Below are 16,490 nucleotides of genomic sequence, written 5' to 3' on the forward strand. Positions count from 1 at the left end.
TTCGTCCGCCACACGTCACCGCCGCGTGCGTCGCCGAAACAGCAGCGCTGCCGCAACGAACGCCACGATGGTGATGCCGACGAGCTCGACGAGCGCGAGCAAGAGATGGTCGCCGAGCGGGGCATCCGCGAGCAGCGCCCTGATGCAGTCGGTCGCCTGGCTGAGCGGCTGGTTCGCGGCGATGACGCGCAGCCAGTCCGGCATGGTGTCGGTGGGCACGAGCGCGTTGCTGAGGAAGACCGGAATGATGATCACGGCCGACACCTGCTGCACCACCTCGAGGCTCCTGCCGAGCAGGCCGATGACGGCCGCGATCCACGAGAGCGTGAACGTCACCAGCAGCACGATGCCGATCACCGATGCCCAGGCGCCGACGCCTGCCGGGCTTCGGAACCCCATGAACAACCCGGCGACGATCGTGACGGCGAGGCCGATGAGGCTGCGCGGCAGGTCGGAGATGACGTGTCCTGCGACGACGGCCGGCTTGGACATCGGCAGGGTGCGGAACCGGTCGACGACGCCCTGCACCATGTCGGATGCCACGCCGGTGGCCGTGGTGATCGCGGCGAACCCGGCCATCACGATGAAGACGCCCGGAAGGAGAAAATCGAGGTAGTTCCGGCTCGTGCCCGCCTGAATGGCGCCGCCGAGAAAGAAGTACATCAGGGCGAGGGTGAGCACGGGCTGCAGCGTCACCGTGATGAGCTGGTCGGGGTCGGCGGCGAGGTGTCGCAGACTGCGCGTGACCATCTCGTAGTAGTCGCTGACAACCCACCAGCGCGACGGGCGCCGACGCTGCACGGCGACAGTCATGCTGCCACCTCCTTCGCTGCGGCCTCACTCGTTGCCGCGCCGGAGCCGTCGCTCGAGTCCGTCGTGTCGGCCGGGCGTTCGTGCCCTGTCACGTGGAAGTACACGTCGTCGAGCGTCGGCGTGCGCACGCTGTAGTCCGCGAGCGCAATGCCCGACACGTCGACAGCGGTCAGCAACCGCCGCAGGTCGGCAACGTCGTCTCCGATCGAGACATGCAGTGCGCGGTCACCGCTCGTGACCTCGAACCCGGCCAGCTGCCTCGCCAGCGGGGCGACGAGGTCGGGGGATGCCGGTGTCAGGTCCACCTGTCGACCCCCGATCCGCGATTTCAGCTCGGCCGGAGTGCCGCGGGCGATCACCCTGCCATCGTCGATGAAGGTGACGTCGCGAGCCAGGGCATCCGCCTCGTCGAGATATTGGGTGGTCAGCAGCACCGTCGTGCCGTCTGCGACCAGCCCGTCGATCACCTCCCAGAGCGCGAGCCTGCTGGCCGGGTCGAGTCCTGTCGTGGGCTCGTCGAGGAACAGGATCGATGGATGCCCGATCAAGCTCACGGCGAGATCGAGCTTTCGGCGCATCCCTCCCGAGTAGCTCTTGACGGGCTTGCCGGCGGCCTCGGTGAGGTCGAACAGTTCGAGCAGCTCGGCGGCGCGCACGCGGGCCTGCGTTCTCGGCAGCCGATGCAGGCGGGCGAACATCGCGAGGTTCGCCCGCCCGGTCAGCTTCTCGTCGACGGCCGCTGATTGGTTCGCCACCCCGATCATCGCCTGCACGGCATCCGGACGGCTCAACGCGTCGACGCCGCCGATGGCCACGCTGCCCGCATCGGGACGCACCAGCGTGGAGAGGATGCGCACGACGGTCGTCTTGCCCGCACCGTTCGGACCGAGCAGGGCCATGACCGAGCCGAGGCTCACGTCGAGGCTCACCCCGAACAGCCCTGTGGTCGCGGTGTAGGCCTTCGTCAGGTCGCGCACGGCGATCGCGGCGGACTCGGCCATGTCACTCAGCCTTGCGCGCGACCCGGCCGGCGATCCAGGTCTGCCAGCGCACGAGAACGCGCGGTGGGCGGTCGTGCGCCGGGGTCGAGCCCTGGTGGCCGCCGGCGCGGCTCCGCGTCACCCGGTTCTGCGCTCCGCGGTTCTGCAGTGAGCGCCCGTGATGGCTCGCTCCCTGGTGGCCTTCGGGGAAGTCGCGGTGTTGAGGCACTCCCGCAACGCGATGCGTCGCCTCGTGCAGGGCATCCCGCACGGCATGTTCGTCAGGCATGATCTGCTCCTTCTCGGTTCTCCGGCGACGGTCGAGCCATCGCTCTCTATCGGCGATAGAGACTCTATCACTGATAGAGTGAAGTGCAAGCAGTCGGGTTGGGGAACAACGAACGGGGGAGTCGATGGCGTTGGACCGGCAACAGGTCATCTCCGAGGCCGTCGCCTTGCTCGACGCCGAAGGCCTGGATGCCGTCACCACCCGCAAGCTCGCCACTCGCCTCGGCGTGCAGTCGCCCACGCTCTACTGGCATGTGCCCAACAAGTCGGCGCTCATCACGGCCGTCGCCGACGCGATCCTCGGGGACTTCGTCGCTCAGGTGTCACCACCGATGCCCGATGAGGCCTGGCCGGAGTGGCTGACGCACCTCGCGGGCGGGCTGCGCCGCGCGCTGCTCGCCCACCCGGACGGCGCGCGCGTCATCTCCTCGGCGCAGCTCTCCGCGCAGATGAACGCCCTCTCCGAGCTCGCGATGAGCGCACTGGTGGAGAAGGGCATCCCTCTTCGCCAGGCGCGCATCATCACGCTCACCGTCGAGCGCTTCACGGTCGGCTACGTGCTCGAAGAGCAGGCGCCGCGGCCCGACGAGACGGCTCTCAAGGACTGGAGCCTCGACGAGTTCACGGCCGCCCACCCCACGCTGATCGCCGGTGTCACCGGTTACTTCCGAGACGGCCGCACGCCCGATGACCTGTTCGACGACTGTCTGAGCGTCGTCATCGCGGGCGCGTCGGCCGGTGGGTCATGAAGACGTCGATCTCGTCTTCGCTGTCGGTGACGAATCCGTGACGGTCGTAGAGCCGACGTGCCGCGCTGCCCTGCAGCACGTTGAGCCGCGTGGGACCGTCGAACGGCTCGTCGAGAACGGTCAGCAGCACCGCACTGCCGATGCCCCTGCCTTGCTGGTCTGGTGCGACGTAGAAGTGCTCGAGCCAGCGCACGTCGCCCTCGAATCGTGTGGTGATGCATCCCACGTCGCGGCCGTCGACGACGATGACGCGCGTCTGTTGCGGGCGAAAGGCGTCCCGCATCCGTTGCCGCACCCGCACGGGATCGAAGCGACCGAGCCGTTCGAGGTCGGAGCGCAGCACGAGTGCTCGCAGCTCGACGAGCCACTCGAGGTCGTCGGGTGTGCTGGATCGCAGAGTGACCGCCATGCAAGGACTATGGCGTGGAATCGAGGTCGCGTCGTGCGACGTATCCGCTGCTGCTCACCACACAGTTCGGCGGAACGTCCTTCGCGATGACGGCGCCTGCGGCGACGACCGAGCCTGCGCCTATGCGCACGCCAGGAGTGACGGTGACATTCGCGCCGATCCACACGTTCGACTCGATGACGATCGGCGCCGCCGTGATGCCGTCGAAACGCTGCCCGGGCTGGACGGGATGCCCCGCCGTCGCGAGCGTGACGCCCGGCCCGATCATGGTGCGGTCACCGATCGTGATGCCGCCGATGTCGTAGAAGGAGCAGTTCTGATTGACGAACACGTGCTCGCCGAACTCCAGGTTCAGGCCGTGGTCGCAGAAGAACGGCGGATACAGCGTGAGGGTCTCGGGCGTCGGCCGCCCCAGAATCTCGGCGAGGAGCGCCGTTCTCGTCTCGACGTCGCTGTGCCGCAGCACGTTGAGGCGCGAGGTCAGGTCCATGACCACCTGCACCCGCTCGGTCACCGCGCGCGACTCCGGCGTTCGCCGGGGGATCAGCCGTTCGTTTCGCATCGTCGGCAATGATCGCAGACGGGAGGGGTTGCTCAAACCGCCGCCAGCAGCGCGGCCACCGCGTCGAGGGCGCCATCGACCAGCCGGTAGTAATGCCAGGTGCCGCGCTTCGTGCTGGTCAGAAAGCCGGCGCCGACGAGCACTTTCAGGTGGTGCGAGACCGTCGACTGGCTGAGCGCGAGCGGATCGGTCAGCTCGCACACGCATGCCTCGCCCTCCGCATGCGCGGCCACGATCGACAGCAGTCGCAACCGCGCTGGGTCGGCCAGGGCCTTCAGCGAGCGCGCCAACGACTCGGCGTTCGACGGCTCGATCGGCTCCCTGGTGATCGGCGCGCAACACGCCTGCAGGTCGCGGATCGGCAGGAGCTCGGTGTCCGACATGAGATCAGTCTGGCACATACATTGACAGTCATCGATGTTCAATCGCAGACTGTATTCATCGACGCACGTCGATGGAAGGAGGTCCGGCGATGAACGGATGCTGCGACCCTGAAGAGGGATGCTGCGAGCCCGGCTGCTGCTGATCCCTCGCGCCGGCCGCCGCACTAGCGGGGCGGCCGGCGCCTCATCTCCTCACCGAAGTCGCCGTGAGCTGTGCACGCCCTCGTCCGCCCGCGCTCGCGAACGGCCCGGATGAGCTCCGCGGCAACCCGACCTCCGTGCCACGAAGCCCCTCCGTGCGCAACCCGGCGACCGGCATCCGCCGCTCGTCTGATTCCGTGTGCTGACCGTCCGTGACCGTGGGATGCCTTCGGCCTCGTCGTCGCATTCTCGATAGTGCGCCGTTGAAACGAGGCGCCACGGGAGGACGTGATCATGACCACCACGAACATCGTCGGCGAACTGGCCGGCAAGGTCGCACTGGTGACCGGCGCGACGTCGGGTATCGGCCGCGCCACGGCGCTGAAGCTCGCCGAGGACGGAGCGGAGGTGCTCGTGCACGGTCGCGACGCGGCACGGGGAGCCCGTGTCGTGCAGGAGATCGGCGACGCCGGCGGACGAGCACGTTTCATCGCGGCGGATCTCGGCGATTCCGCAGGGGCGATCGACCTGGCCGCGCAGGCGGGCGAGGTCGACATCCTGGTCAACAACGCGGGCTTCTCCTGGTTCGGCCCGAGTGAGCAGCTGGATGCCGCCACGCTGCGCAGCCTGTTCGCCAGCAATGTCGAGGCCGCCTACCTGCTCACGGCACAGCTGGCGCCCTCGATGGTGGCGCGCGGCACGGGTTCGATCATCAACGTGTCGAGCATGGCCGCGAGCATCGGCCTGGCCGGTGGCGCCGCCTACAGCGCCACGAAGGCGGCGCTGAGCTCCTTCACGAAGGCCTGGGCCGCCGAGTACTCGCCGAAGGGCGTGCGCGTGAACGCCGTCGCGCCTGGACCGATCTACACCGGCGGCTCGAGCCCCGACCGCATCGCCGCTCTCGGTGAGACGACGCTGCTCGGTGCGGCGGCACAGCCGGAGGACATCGCCGACACCATCGCGTTCCTCGCGTCACCGCGAGCCGCGTACATCACGGGCGCCGTGGTCGCCGTCGACGGCGGGCGCACGGCCATCTGACGCTCGCCGACTTCGCGAAGACAGCCCCCGAAAAGCACAGGCGCCGACAAGCACAGACGCCGACAAGCACAGATCTCAACCGGTACAGACCTCACGAAGCACAGAGAAGAGAACGATCATGACCGACCCCACCGCTGCCACGACACCGACCGAATTCGTGGAAGCCGACGGAACCCGATTCGCGTACCGCCGTCTGAACGCCGGCGCCGGCGTCCCTCTGCTGTTCACGCAGCACTTCATGGGCAACCTCGACACCATCGACCCGGCGATCCTGGACGGATTCGCCGCGACCCGCGAGGTGATCTGGTTCGACACCGCCGGGGTCGGATCGTCGACGGGGGAGCCCAAGTCCACCATCGCCGACATCTCGGCCGACGCTGCGACCTTCGCAGAGGCTCTCGGCCTGACGCGCATCGACCTGCTCGGCCACTCGATGGGCGGCCAGGTGGCGCAGTGGCTGACCTACACGCATCCGCGCCTGGTGCGAAAGCTGATCCTGGTCGGCACCAGCCCGCGCTCCGGCATCCTGACCGACCCGGCCGACAATGCCGCAGCGCTGTTCGCGGCCGGACCCAACACGAACGACGAACTGTGGCTGCCGATCTTCTTCGGCCCGAGCGACACGAGCCAAGCCGCCGGGCGGGCGTACGTGGCGCGCGTTCGCACCCGCGTCGACCGTGACGTGCCGTTCTCCGGTGACGCGGTGAAGAGCTACTCGGCGGCGCGCGTCGAATGGGGAACGCCTGACGAGCACGGCCAGGACTACCTCGCGCAGATCACCGCACCGACTCTTGTGGTGAACGGGAGCCACGACATCGTCATCCCGAGCGTGAACTCGTTCACGCTCCAGCAGAAGCTGCCGGATGCCGAGCTGGTGCTCTACCCCGACTCCGGCCACGGGGCCCACTTCCAGTACCCCGAACGGTTCGTCGCCACGGCGGTCGAGTTCCTCGACCGCTGAGCCGGGGCGGGCCGCAGCGTCAAGAACGAAGGAAACATCCATGCCGTCAACCAGACGCTGGGGCGCCGTGCTGGCGATCGCCCTCGGCACTTTCGTCCTGGTCACCAACGAGTTTCTGCCGGTCGGCCTGCTCCCGCAGATCGCAGGCTCACTCGGCGTGAGCCCGGTGATCGCGGGAACGATGGTCACCGCTCCCGCGATCGTCGCAGCAGTCGCGGCTCCGCTGCTGACCGTCGCGGCCGGGGCCTTGGACCGCAAGCTGTTCCTCGTCGGCATGATGGTCACCTTCACCATCGCCGATGCTCTCGCCGCGTTCGCCGCGACCTTCACCGTGATGCTGATCGCTCGGATCGTGCTCGGGGCCGGCATCGGCGGGTTCTGGGCGATCGGCGGCACTCTCGGAAACCGCCTGGTCGGCGCACGGTACGCCGGTCGGGCCACAGCCATCATCTTCGGCGGAATCTCCGTCGCCACCGTCATCGGGGTGCCGGCCGCCGTCGCCGTGGGGCTCGCCGCCGGGTGGCGTGCCGCGTTCGCCGCCACTGCAGTTCTGGCGCTGGGAGCCCTCGTTCTTCTCCTGATCCTTCTGCCCACGCTCGGAGCCGGTGGTGCCGTACGATGGAAGACGCTCACCACGCTGCTGCGTTCCCGTGCGGCGCGGATCGGGCTGTTCACGACGATCCTGTCGGTCACCGGGCACTTCGTCGGCTACACGTTCATCAGCGCTTTTCTCCTGAGCAGGGTGGGTATGTCGCCTGCGGCGTTGACCCTCGGACTCTTCGTCTTCGGCGTCGCCGGCCTGACCGGCAACTTCCTGGTCGGCCCCCTGGCCCGACGCCATCTGCGCACGACCGTTGCGACGGCCATCGTGCTGATCGCCGGGTCTGCTGGAGTGCTGGCCGTCGCGGCAGACACGTGGATGTCCGTCATTCTGATGGGCGCGTGGGGTCTCGGTTACGGAGCGGTTCCGGTGGCGCTTCAGACCTGGATCGGTGCGGCTGCCCCGAAGGAGTTCGAGGCGGCATCCTCTCTCTACATCGCGTCATTCCAGGGATCCATCGCAACCGGTTCCCTTGTGGGCGGCCTGGCGGTCGGCGTCGGAGGCACTCCGACCGCACTGATCGTGGGCGCCGCCCTGGCTGCGAGCGCCGCCGTCGCATTCGTCGTCACCACTCGACCGCGGACAACGCGGTCCCACATCGAGATCGCCGCGACCATGATCGACGAGACGCTCTGACACCCGACTCTCACTGGCCGGCGCGGAGCCGGTCGTGTCCGGCCGCCGTCAGGCCACGAGCGCCGGCTCCGCTTTGAACGTGCGCCGATACGCGGCGGCGGAGGTTCCCACGATGCGCCTGAAGTTGCGCCGCAACGACTCCGCGCTGCCGATGCCGACCATGGCGGCGATCTGACCGATCGGAAGATCCGTCGTCTCCACCAGCACCTTGGCCTGGTTGACGCGTTCTCTCGTGATCCAGTCGAAGGCGCTCATGCCGGTCACCGCGTGAAAGCGTCGGGCGAGGTTCCGCTCACTCATGTGCTCGTGCTCGGCGAGGTCTGCCATCGTGAGCGGCTCATCCAGGTGCTCCCGAATCCAGTCGGTGAGAGCCCGCAGCGGCGCCTCGGTGTCGATCCGGATCGAGTCCTTGATGTATTGCGCTTGACCACCTGCGCGCACGGGCGGAGACACGAGCATGCGGCTGAAGTCGTTCGAGTAGGCGTATCCGAGGTCGACGGCGAGGATGTGCAGGCTCAGGTCGGTCGCGGAGAACATGCCTCCCGAGGTCAGCACGTTGCCGTCCTCCACGAAAAGTTTCTCCTCGTCCAGGGTCGCCAGGGGAAAGTTCTCCCTGAACTCCTTGCTCACGACCCAATGGGTCGTCACACGCTTGCGGTCCAGCACTCCGGCCTGGCCGAGAACGAACGCTCCGGCGCAGAAGGACACCATCCGTGCGCCGTTGTCGGCGGCGTGCCGCAGAGCATCCAGGAGCGCATCGCTGCGCTTCTCGAGCGGGTTCTCGAGTCCCGGCACCAAGACGGTGTCGGCCTCGCGCAGCACGTCGAGGGGTTGCAGTTCGCCGAGGTCGATGCCCGACAGCAACGTGTGACGGGGCTGCTCACCGCACAGCACGACCTCGTACGGCGTCTCGAAGTCGCCGGTGAGCTGCGCGAAGTTGTACATCCGTCGGCCGAAGACCTGCTGCGCGATCGTCACTTCGAGTGCCATCGTGTCGGGCAGCACCAGCACGGCGATCCGATGCAGCGCCCGCCCTCTGCTCAGCGGCGGTGTCTTACCCGGTTGCATACCCGCTCCCTCGCCCGAGAACCCTGCGCCGACCCTACCCAGGTGGGCCGGATCCGTGGCCATTATGGCCGTCTGTGTGGAGGGCCGTCACGGCTCCTGAGAGAACCTGAATCCGCAGCGTTGGAAGGGAGGTTCGTGGTGACGCGGAACACACAGCCGGCACCGGTCGCACTGTCCAGCAGGATCCTCTTCATCGGCGATTCCCGGGCCACCGACTGCCGAAGCGCGGAGTGGGCAGGACGGCTGCGCACGGCGGGCCTCGACGCCACGGTGTTGCGCACGGCGGACGCACCGACGCGAGCCGCTGCGGCCCGCGACGCGCGAGTCGCCATCGGAGACGGAACCGGCACGGCGACCGCATACCGATTCCTCATCTCCGGCAGCGTGCGCGCGGCGGTCCTGCTGAACCCGGTGATCGCACCCGTGCGGCTCGCGCATGGACCCGTGCTGCTGATCGACACGTCGACGGAGACCGAGGCCGTCGCGGAGCAGCTGCGGTCGAACGGCATCTGCGACCGGTGTCTCGTGAATGTCACCGCCGGCAGGCCCGACTCCGGTGACGAGATGGCCGAGGTCGCCGACTACATCCGCGACTGGCTCGACTTCCATCGACTTCTCGCACCGAAACACGACACCTCACGAAGGGACCGACGATCATGACCATTCACGCCATCGGATTCGACCACTACGGCGACCCCGACGTTCTCCATCGCGTCGAGCTGCCCGAGCCCGTACCCGCACGCGGCCAGGTGCGGATCTCCGTGACCGCCGCGGGAGTGAATCCCACGGATGCCACGGTCAGGTCAGGGGGACGCGCTGCTCAATACGCCGAGCAGCCGGTGCCGCACATTCCGGGCATGGACCTCGCCGGCACGATCGACGCGCTCGGAGACGGAGTCGAAAGCCGACTGCAGCTCGGCGACGCGGTCGTCGCGCTGGTGCTGCCTTTCGCCGAGACACGCGGTGCCTACACCACGTCGATCGTCGTCGACCAGCGCAGCGTCGTTCACGCGCCGGCCGGCGCAACACCCGCGGAGTCGGCCACCCTGCTGCTGAACGCGGTCACCGCCACCCTCGCACTCGACGCGCTGAGCCTCGGAGCCGGAGACGTTCTCGCCGTCACGGGAGCGCCTGGAGCAGTCGGCACCGACACGATCGCACTGGCGAGACGACGCGGCCTCACCGTCGTCGCCGACAGCCGCGCCGGGAGCGAAGACCGGCTCCGCGCTCGGGGCGCCGACCTGGTTCTGCCCAGGGGCGAGACCTTCGCCGATCGTGTCCGTGAGCACTATCCCGACGGCGTGCAAGGCCTCGTCGACGCGGCCGCATTGAACGAGTCCGCCCTCGCCGCGGTCGCCGACGGGGGCGCGATCGCGTCGCTCAAAGGATGGTCCGGTCCGACCGCGCGGGGAATCCGCGTCGAGGCGATCTCATCGTTCGGTGTCGTCACCGACACTGCGCTCCTGAGACAGGTGCGCGACCAGGCAGAGGCGGGCATCCTGCCTCTGCCCGTCGCCCAGGTCTTCGCTGCCCACGACGCGCCGCGAGCGCACCGTCGCCTCGCCGCAGGCGGGCTCGACGGACGTCTGGTGCTCGACATGGCCGGCCTGAGGTAGCCGGCCGCCGGAACGTAGACCCGCGCGCGAGTCGCGGCGAGATCGCGCTGTTCGCCTTTCGCTCAGTCTTCGCGACCCAACCACGCCATCGCCGCGACGACCGCGGCTGCGGTGCCGTTCTGCAGCGTGGGCTCGATGACCGGCGCGAACTTCGGTGAGTGATTCGCCGGGATGTCCGTGGCGACCGTGCCCGCGGCCTCCGCCTTCGCGTACAGGTCGGGGTCTGCGCCGCCCAGTCCCCAATAGCAATACGGCACCCCGAGAGCGTCCGGGATCTCGCTGAAGTCCTCGCTCGCGGACTGCCGATCGATCGTGAATGCCAGATCGCCGAAGTACCCGGAAAACGCCTCCGCCACTGTCGCGGTCGTCGTCGAGTCGTTCTCCGTGACGGGATAGTGGTCGTAGAGCTCAAACGTGGGCGGCTGCGGGGACCCGGAAGTGGCGCATTCGCCTTCGACGATGCGGTGCACGGCGTTCACGATCGTGGTGCGGGTCGTTTCGCTGAACGTGCGGATGTTGAGCTCGAGCACCGCGTGGTCCGAGATGATGTTGCTCTTCGAGCCCGCCACCATGCGGCCGACGGTGACGACGGCGAATTCTCCGGGCGCGATCTCCCTGGCGACGATGCCCTGCAGCCGCAGAACGATGGTCGCGGCGAGCACCACCGGATCCACCGAGAGCTGCGGCATCGACCCGTGGCTGCCGCGACCCCACACGGTCACGCGCATGCTGTCGCCGCTGGAGAGGAAAGCTCCGGCCCTGGTGCCCACGTGCCCTGCGGGGAGGGGCAGCACGTGCTGGGCGAGAGCGACTTCCGGGTGCGGAATCAGGTCGGCGAGTCCGCCCTTGAGCATCACGTCGGCCCCGTCGGCCAGCTCCTCGGCGGGCTGGAACAGGGCGATGTAGGTGCCACGCCAGGCATCCTTCTTCTCCGCGAGCAGGCGGGCGGCGCCGAGCAGACACGAGACGTGCACGTCGTGCCCGCAGGCGTGCATCACCGGCACGTTCTCACCGTTCGCGTCGTTCATGCGCACCGTGCTCGCGTACGGCAGGCCGGTCGCCTCGGCGATGGGGAGGGCATCCATGTCGGCGCGCATCAGCACAACGGGGCCGTCGCCGTTCTTCAGGATGCCGACCACGCCTGTCGTGCCGATCTTGTCGTGCACCTCGTAGCCGAAGCCTTCGAGCGCTTCGGCCACCGAGGCGGCGGTGTTCACCTCCTGATTGCCGAGCTCCGGATGCTCGTGCAGGTTCGTGTAGAAGCCCTCCTGCCATTCCCGCAGCTCGGCCAGCCCCGTCAGGACGGCCTCAGCCGCTGTGCCTTCCTGCGCCATGCTCTGCCCCTCTCTCACCCTTGGAAGTTCGCACTGTCGCCTCCGGTGGCGGCGAACGACGCCCCCGACACCATGCGGGCGGCGTCCGACGCGAGGAAGACCGCGAGCGGGACGACGTCCTCGGGCTCCACCCACGGAACGCCGAGCGGCGATTTCGCGGTGAGTGCCGCCACAGCCGTCGTCTCGTCGACATCGACGGAGCCGCTCGGGGTTCCGCCGCCCGACTGGATTGCCTGGGCGTAGCGATCCTCGTGCCGGGTGAGTGTCGTGTTCACCAATCCGGGGATCACCGCGTTCACCGTGATGCCGTGGCGCCCGAGTTCGAGTGCTGCCGACTTCATCAGGCCGAGGATTCCCCACTTCGACGCCGAGTACGCGGCGCCGTTGAGCGTTCCGTGTTGCCCCTGCGTCGACGACGTGAGGATGATCCGCCCACCGCCGCGCGCGACGAGCATCGGCGCGAAGACTCGCACCACGTTCGCGGTGCCGGTGAGATTCACGTCGATCTGATCGCCCCAGTCGGCGTCGGTCATCTCCAGCAGCGGAGCGAACGCCTGGATGCCCGCGTTCGCGAAGACGACATCCACGCCGCCCCACTCCGTGGAGACGTGCTCCGCGGCGGAGTGCACCTCGTCGATGCGCCGTTGGTCGGCCACATGAGCGATCCACCGAGCCCCCTCCGCCTCGACCTGACGTCCGGTCTCGGCGAGGTCTTCCGGGCTGGAGGGTCTGAAGTCGAGGATGCTGCTGACCGGCCCGCAGATGTCGACTCCCGCCACGTCCGCCCCGGCTCGCGCGAAGGCCACGGCGGCCGCACGGCCGATGCCGCGGGCCGCACCCGTCACCACGACCACGCGCCCGGCCAACGGATGCTCGTGCTCAGCACTCGACAGACTCATCGCGACCTCACCCCCTACGACCAGATGTACCGTCGGCGATAGTCCCGTCGGTCGTGTGGTGGTACGCGAAGACCGCGTTCCAGCCCTCGACGTCGAGGGCGTCCATGCCCTGCAAGTTGTTCTCGACCGTCTCGCCGGCCATGATCTCCTTCTTCCGTGTGCGAGATGCACCCTCTCGGCACTGCCCACGCACGACCTCGGCCGCAACTCTCCCTGGAACCGGGCCGGTGTCGGTGGCGAAAGGTGGACTTCGGGCCGATGCTAACGCCGTGCGCAACGGGCCAGCCCGGCTCTCGCCGGAATCTTCAGGGTCGATCCGTTCCAGTCGTTCGTGCAGAGTGACGCTGAGGTCGGCACGCGGTCCCGACGGACCACGACGAGTACCGTGCTGTGCGTCGGCATCAGGCTGCGGCCGACGGTCGAGAGGGGTGCTGATCGTGAACTGGGGTTTGGTACTCGATCTTGCGGGTACGTTCTTCTTCGCCATCTCCGGCTCTCTTCTTGCGGCACGACGCGGGTTCGACATCGTCGGCTCGCTGCTGCTGGGATCGCTGACCGGCCTCGGCGGCGGGGTTGTGCGCGACCTCGTCATCGGGGTCACGCCGACGGCTTTCGCGCAGCCGATCTACCTCGCCCCTCCGCTGGCGGCGATGCTGCTCGTCTTCGCCATGATGCGCAACGTCGAGCGTTTTCCCCGCACCCTTCTCGTCTTCGACGCGGGTGGACTCGCGCTCTTCTGCACCACGGGAACGATCACGGCGCTGGAGGCGGGCTTGAACCCGATCGCCGCCGCAGCGCTCGGCGTGGTCACCGCGGTCGGCGGCGGTCTGCTGCGCGACGTGGTCGCCAATCGGGTTCCGCAGCTCTTCAATCCGAACGACCTCTACGCGGTCCCCGCCATGTTGGGTGCGGCGCTCATGGCCGTGCTCTGGCAGATGCACTGGTACAACCCGGTGACGATCGTGATCGTTGCCGCCATCGTCTTCGCTCTGCGAGTGCTGTCGCTGCGCTTCCACTGGCACATTCCGCACGCCGTCGCGGACAAGCGCTACCAAGCCCCGGACAAGGCGACCTGATCAAATGGCGCCGAATCCGCTACTCGATTCGATATGCCATGCTGCCAGGCATGGCCGCGTCTGAGAGCTCCATTCCGGCGAGTTCATCGACGAACGCGCACGACACTGGAGGAGTGTGGTCGCCCGCTGCACAATGGGAGGCGCTCAAGTCTGCGGAACGGTGCGGTATGTGCGATGACGCACATCTGCCGGCGAACGAACACAGCGTGCTGGTCGCAACCACCGACACGAGCTACGTCAGGCTCGCCCGCAACCAGGCGCATCCCGGCTATTGTCTCGTGATTCTCCGAGAACACGTCACTGACCTGGCAGAGCTGTCGCCGCAGCGGCTTACCGCGTTCTGGAGTGACGTGCAGCGCGCGGGTCGGGCTATCGGTGAGGTGTTTCAGCCGGAGAAGATCGACTATCTCATCATGGGGCACAGGATGCCGCACCTGCATTGCCATCTGCTGCCGCAACATGCGGCGGACGACCCTCTGCGCAATGTCGATATCGCCGACGGGCCGGTGTTCGCGTCCACGGCGGCGATCGGCGCAGCGGTCACCGCACTGCAACACACGTGGAACACGACGACGACATCGTGCTGACGAAGTGCATCGGTGTCAGTTGCCCGCCGCGACCGCGGGAACCGACCTGAAGGCCACCTCGAACACCTCCGATGCCGGTGACTCGAGCCGTGCCTCCTCCTTGACTCGCTCGCGCACCGACGCATTGTTCGCCTCGAGTCTTCGCAGATCGGCTTCGGTCTCCCAGAGCGAGATCACGAGCGCCTTTTCGTTGGCGCGGTCGACCAGGTAGAAGAAGTCCTTGAAGCCCGCCAGCGCCGGCGCCGCGGCGAGTTGCTCACCCGCCAGCTTCGCGAGTGCCTCGAGCTTCTCGGCGGGCTCGTGGACGGTTTGAACGCGCGCATACATGATTGTCCTCTTTCGTAATGAGACGTATCTGTCTCAGTTTGAGATCTCATTGTCGCTCGCCGATACACTGAGCGCAACGGCATCCGGAGATCGGCGACATGGCCAAGGGCGAGACAGCACGCGCACGCACGTCAAGCGCGATCATCGACAGCGCCGCCACGATCCTGGCCGAGCGGGGCGACGCCGCGAGCATGGATGACATCGCTGCGGCCGCCGGGATCGGGCGCGCGACCCTCTACCGTTACTTCGCCTCTCGCGACGAGCTTCTGAACGCGATGGGCGCGGCCAGCGTGCAGGAGCTCGCCGCACGCATCGAACAAGCTCACCTCGACGCGGTTCCGGTCGATGAAGGCATCGCCCGCCTCGTGCGCGCCATTCTCGCCACCGGCCACAAGTACGTGGCGATGAACGCGGACAGCGCGCGATACAGCGCGGCGTATCCTGACTTCGACACCAGAGTGACCGAGCCGATGCGCGCCCTGTTCCGCCGCGGGATCGCAGAGGGCTCGCTCAGAAGCGACCTCCCCTTCGAGTTGCAGATCGACCTGTTGTCTGGGCTCGTCAAGGCCGCGCTCGACGGCACGACCAGCGGCCGCTCGGGTGTCGAAGAGACCGCCGCGGCCGTCGCCTCGGTCTTCCTCGAAGGGGCCGGCGCAACGCGCTAGCGCGATCTGAATACGGCATCCACGGGTGCCGCCGTCGCACGAGCCGGCGTCGCTCGCTCTCGTCCTGGGACGATTCGCCTACGCGCGAGCCTCGGCGAGCGCCGGCCCGTGATGCCCGCGCCCGCTGGCGAGAAGCGCGACAAGGGGTACGAGCACCCGCGCCTGCAGTGCTCGCATGACGAATGCGTTGAGCCGGATGGCGAAGGTCGTCTTCGGTGCGACCATGCCGATCCGGCCGGGGAGGAGCTTCTGCGCCGCAGTAGCCCTCGGCCGCATGGCCGACTCGAAGGATTCGAACGCGGCGGCGACCCGCGCCGCCGCCGGAATGTCTCTCACGTCGTGCCGACGCAGCGAGTCCGCCAGCCGGCTCGCGCCCACGAGGGCGAGCGCGGTGCCGAGACCGCTCAACGGGCTGGTGCACCAGGCAGCATCTCCGATGAGCACAACGCGGCCCTTCGACCAGGCCTGATCCATTCGGATCTGGTCGTAGGTGTCCAACGCGAAGTCCGGAGCGATCCGGGCCGCAGCGAGAAACTCGTCGGCTCGCCATCCGACACCGGCGAACGCGTCATCGAGCACCGCGAGCTGCGCCTCGCGGTCGCGCGGCACATCCTCGGCGGCGAAGGTCATTCCGATCTCCTGGTGACCAGGATGCCCCGGACGCGCCGTGAGCCCCCGTCGCCCCGGCTCGTTGTACGAAAGAGCCCACCCGTCGAGCGCCGGAGTGTCGGCCTGCTCCCGCAGCGTGAACCAGGCGTGTGCGAGCCCGAGCGGCTTGCGATACCGCGACTCCGGTCCGAAGTGGATGCCGCGGGTGCGGGAATGCGCACCGTCCGCACCCACCACGAGCGCGAACCTCTGCCTCCCACCCGATCGGAATCGCACGTCGACGCCGTCAGCACCGTCCACGATCTCCTCGATCGTGTCGCCGAAGCGGTGCTTGACGCCGGCATCCTTCGCGGCCCGGTGCAGAACGGCGGCCAGATCCGATCGAAGCAGTTCTTCCTTCGAGATGAGCCCCTGCCCGTCGAACGCCTCGACGGGCATCTCGGCCAGGCGGCTTCCGTCGGCGCGGATCCAGGCGATGCCGCGCTGCGAGATGAGGTGCGCCGATGCCGAGTCGATGAGCCCGAGGTCGACCAGAACCTCACGTGAGTCGCCGCGGAGATCGACGGTCTGTCCTCCGGTACGCAGCGACGGAGCCAGTTCGACGACGGTGACCTGCCATCCGTCGCGGGCGAGAAAGACGGCGAGGGTGTCGCCGGCTATCCCGGCGCCGACGATGAGCGCGTGTGTCATGAGATCTCCTTTAATGCATTGTGTGTTGCATTAAGGCTAGAGGCGTTGCCACGCTAAT

21 protein-coding genes are annotated in these 16,490 nt (G+C 68.0%); 9 read left to right on the forward strand and 12 right to left on the reverse strand.

Going from position 1 to position 16,490, the window contains the following annotated elements:
* Nucleotides 1-15 precede the first annotated feature (15 nt).
* Genes FPZ11_RS12555 through FPZ11_RS12565 form a run of 3 tightly spaced genes read right to left on the reverse strand, consistent with a single transcriptional unit; the run spans nt 16 to nt 2,082 of the window.
* Entirely contained in the window at nt 16-813 is a 798-nt protein-coding gene (locus FPZ11_RS12555; RefSeq protein ID WP_146321396.1) for an ABC transporter permease, read from the reverse strand.
* Nucleotides 810-1,814, reverse strand: a complete 1,005-nt coding sequence (locus FPZ11_RS12560; RefSeq protein WP_146321398.1) for an ATP-binding cassette domain-containing protein — start codon at nt 1,812-1,814, stop codon at nt 810-812. The genes FPZ11_RS12555 and FPZ11_RS12560 overlap by 4 nt, the downstream gene beginning before the upstream one ends.
* Nucleotide 1,815: 1 nt before the next feature.
* The gene (locus tag FPZ11_RS12565; RefSeq protein WP_146321399.1) at nt 1,816-2,082 is read right to left on the reverse strand and encodes a hypothetical protein; all 267 of its coding nucleotides are present in this window, start codon (nt 2,080-2,082) and stop codon (nt 1,816-1,818) included.
* A gap of 124 nt (nt 2,083-2,206) precedes the next feature.
* On the opposite strand from FPZ11_RS12565, the gene FPZ11_RS12570 reads away from it, so the two are divergent.
* Nucleotides 2,207-2,830, forward strand: coding sequence for a TetR/AcrR family transcriptional regulator C-terminal domain-containing protein (locus FPZ11_RS12570; RefSeq protein ID WP_146321402.1), 624 nt, complete (start codon nt 2,207-2,209; stop codon nt 2,828-2,830).
* On the opposite strand, the gene FPZ11_RS12575 is transcribed toward FPZ11_RS12570, so the two are convergent.
* Genes FPZ11_RS12575 through FPZ11_RS12585 form a run of 3 tightly spaced genes read right to left on the reverse strand, consistent with a single transcriptional unit; the run spans nt 2,799 to nt 4,184 of the window.
* Nucleotides 2,799-3,239, reverse strand: coding sequence for a GNAT family N-acetyltransferase (locus FPZ11_RS12575; RefSeq protein ID WP_146321404.1), 441 nt, complete (start codon nt 3,237-3,239; stop codon nt 2,799-2,801). The two genes, FPZ11_RS12570 and FPZ11_RS12575, sit on opposite strands and share 32 nt — an antisense overlap.
* 7 nt (nt 3,240-3,246) lie before the next feature.
* Nucleotides 3,247-3,801: a sugar O-acetyltransferase gene (locus tag FPZ11_RS12580; RefSeq protein ID WP_146321406.1), complete on the reverse strand. Its 555-nt coding sequence runs from the start codon at nt 3,799-3,801 to the stop codon at nt 3,247-3,249.
* A gap of 32 nt (nt 3,802-3,833) precedes the next feature.
* Nucleotides 3,834-4,184, reverse strand: coding sequence for an ArsR/SmtB family transcription factor (locus FPZ11_RS12585; protein ID WP_146321408.1), 351 nt, complete (start codon nt 4,182-4,184; stop codon nt 3,834-3,836).
* A 435-nt stretch (nt 4,185-4,619) separates the two neighbouring features.
* Between FPZ11_RS12585 and FPZ11_RS12590 the strand changes: the two genes are divergently transcribed.
* The 3 genes from FPZ11_RS12590 (at nt 4,620) to FPZ11_RS12600 (ending at nt 7,561) form a co-directional block, all read left to right on the forward strand.
* A complete protein-coding gene (locus FPZ11_RS12590) occupies nt 4,620-5,363 on the forward strand; it encodes an SDR family NAD(P)-dependent oxidoreductase (RefSeq protein ID WP_146321410.1) in 744 nt (247 codons plus the stop codon).
* 118 nt (nt 5,364-5,481) lie between these two features.
* Complete coding sequence (locus FPZ11_RS12595) at nt 5,482-6,324, forward strand: alpha/beta fold hydrolase (RefSeq protein ID WP_146321412.1); 843 nt, start codon at nt 5,482-5,484, stop codon at nt 6,322-6,324.
* Nucleotides 6,325-6,364: 40 nt separating this feature from the next.
* Complete coding sequence (locus FPZ11_RS12600; protein WP_168203820.1) at nt 6,365-7,561, forward strand: MFS transporter; 1,197 nt, start codon at nt 6,365-6,367, stop codon at nt 7,559-7,561.
* Between the two features lie 48 nt (nt 7,562-7,609).
* On the opposite strand, the gene FPZ11_RS12605 is transcribed toward FPZ11_RS12600, so the two are convergent.
* Nucleotides 7,610-8,629: a GlxA family transcriptional regulator gene (locus tag FPZ11_RS12605; protein ID WP_168203821.1), complete on the reverse strand. Its 1,020-nt coding sequence runs from the start codon at nt 8,627-8,629 to the stop codon at nt 7,610-7,612.
* 138 nt (nt 8,630-8,767) lie between these two features.
* On the opposite strand from FPZ11_RS12605, the gene FPZ11_RS12610 reads away from it, so the two are divergent.
* Both FPZ11_RS12610 and FPZ11_RS12615 read left to right on the forward strand, forming a co-directional pair.
* A complete protein-coding gene (locus FPZ11_RS12610; protein WP_146321418.1) occupies nt 8,768-9,289 on the forward strand; it encodes a hypothetical protein in 522 nt (173 codons plus the stop codon).
* Entirely contained in the window at nt 9,286-10,245 is a 960-nt protein-coding gene (locus tag FPZ11_RS12615) for an NADP-dependent oxidoreductase (RefSeq protein WP_146321420.1), read from the forward strand. The genes FPZ11_RS12610 and FPZ11_RS12615 overlap by 4 nt, the downstream gene beginning before the upstream one ends.
* A gap of 62 nt (nt 10,246-10,307) precedes the next feature.
* On the opposite strand, the gene FPZ11_RS12620 is transcribed toward FPZ11_RS12615, so the two are convergent.
* From FPZ11_RS12620 to FPZ11_RS20100, 3 genes are read right to left on the reverse strand one after another with little or no spacing between them, the layout of a single operon-like run.
* Nucleotides 10,308-11,579: an amidohydrolase gene (locus FPZ11_RS12620; protein WP_146321422.1), complete on the reverse strand. Its 1,272-nt coding sequence runs from the start codon at nt 11,577-11,579 to the stop codon at nt 10,308-10,310.
* Between the two features lie 14 nt (nt 11,580-11,593).
* Nucleotides 11,594-12,478: an SDR family NAD(P)-dependent oxidoreductase gene (locus FPZ11_RS12625; RefSeq protein WP_146321424.1), complete on the reverse strand. Its 885-nt coding sequence runs from the start codon at nt 12,476-12,478 to the stop codon at nt 11,594-11,596.
* A 7-nt stretch (nt 12,479-12,485) separates the two neighbouring features.
* Nucleotides 12,486-12,620 carry a hypothetical protein gene (locus FPZ11_RS20100; protein WP_302849646.1) on the reverse strand — a complete coding sequence of 45 codons (135 nt, stop codon included), beginning with the start codon at nt 12,618-12,620 and terminating at the stop codon, nt 12,486-12,488.
* Nucleotides 12,621-12,915: 295 nt separating this feature from the next.
* On the opposite strand from FPZ11_RS20100, the gene FPZ11_RS12630 reads away from it, so the two are divergent.
* A complete protein-coding gene (locus FPZ11_RS12630) occupies nt 12,916-13,554 on the forward strand; it encodes a trimeric intracellular cation channel family protein (protein WP_437438599.1) in 639 nt (212 codons plus the stop codon).
* Nucleotides 13,555-13,667: 113 nt separating this feature from the next.
* A complete protein-coding gene (locus FPZ11_RS12635) occupies nt 13,668-14,141 on the forward strand; it encodes an HIT family protein (protein ID WP_168203822.1) in 474 nt (157 codons plus the stop codon).
* A 15-nt stretch (nt 14,142-14,156) separates the two neighbouring features.
* Here the strand turns inward: FPZ11_RS12635 and FPZ11_RS12640 are convergent, their stop codons facing one another.
* Nucleotides 14,157-14,468 (reverse strand): hypothetical protein, encoded by a 312-nt coding sequence (locus tag FPZ11_RS12640; RefSeq protein ID WP_146321430.1) that lies wholly within the window; start codon nt 14,466-14,468, stop codon nt 14,157-14,159.
* Between the two features lie 98 nt (nt 14,469-14,566).
* On the opposite strand from FPZ11_RS12640, the gene FPZ11_RS12645 reads away from it, so the two are divergent.
* On the forward strand, nt 14,567-15,133 hold the full coding sequence (locus FPZ11_RS12645; RefSeq protein WP_146321432.1) for a TetR/AcrR family transcriptional regulator: 567 nt from the start codon (nt 14,567-14,569) through the stop codon (nt 15,131-15,133).
* Nucleotides 15,134-15,211: 78 nt separating this feature from the next.
* Here the strand turns inward: FPZ11_RS12645 and FPZ11_RS12650 are convergent, their stop codons facing one another.
* Nucleotides 15,212-16,432 carry an FAD-dependent monooxygenase gene (locus FPZ11_RS12650; RefSeq protein WP_146321434.1) on the reverse strand — a complete coding sequence of 407 codons (1,221 nt, stop codon included), beginning with the start codon at nt 16,430-16,432 and terminating at the stop codon, nt 15,212-15,214.
* Nucleotides 16,433-16,490 lie beyond the last annotated feature (58 nt).

It is taken from the genome of Humibacter ginsenosidimutans (genome assembly GCF_007859675.1).
In the GTDB taxonomy this organism is placed as follows: Bacteria; Actinomycetota; Actinomycetes; order Actinomycetales; family Microbacteriaceae; genus Humibacter; species Humibacter ginsenosidimutans.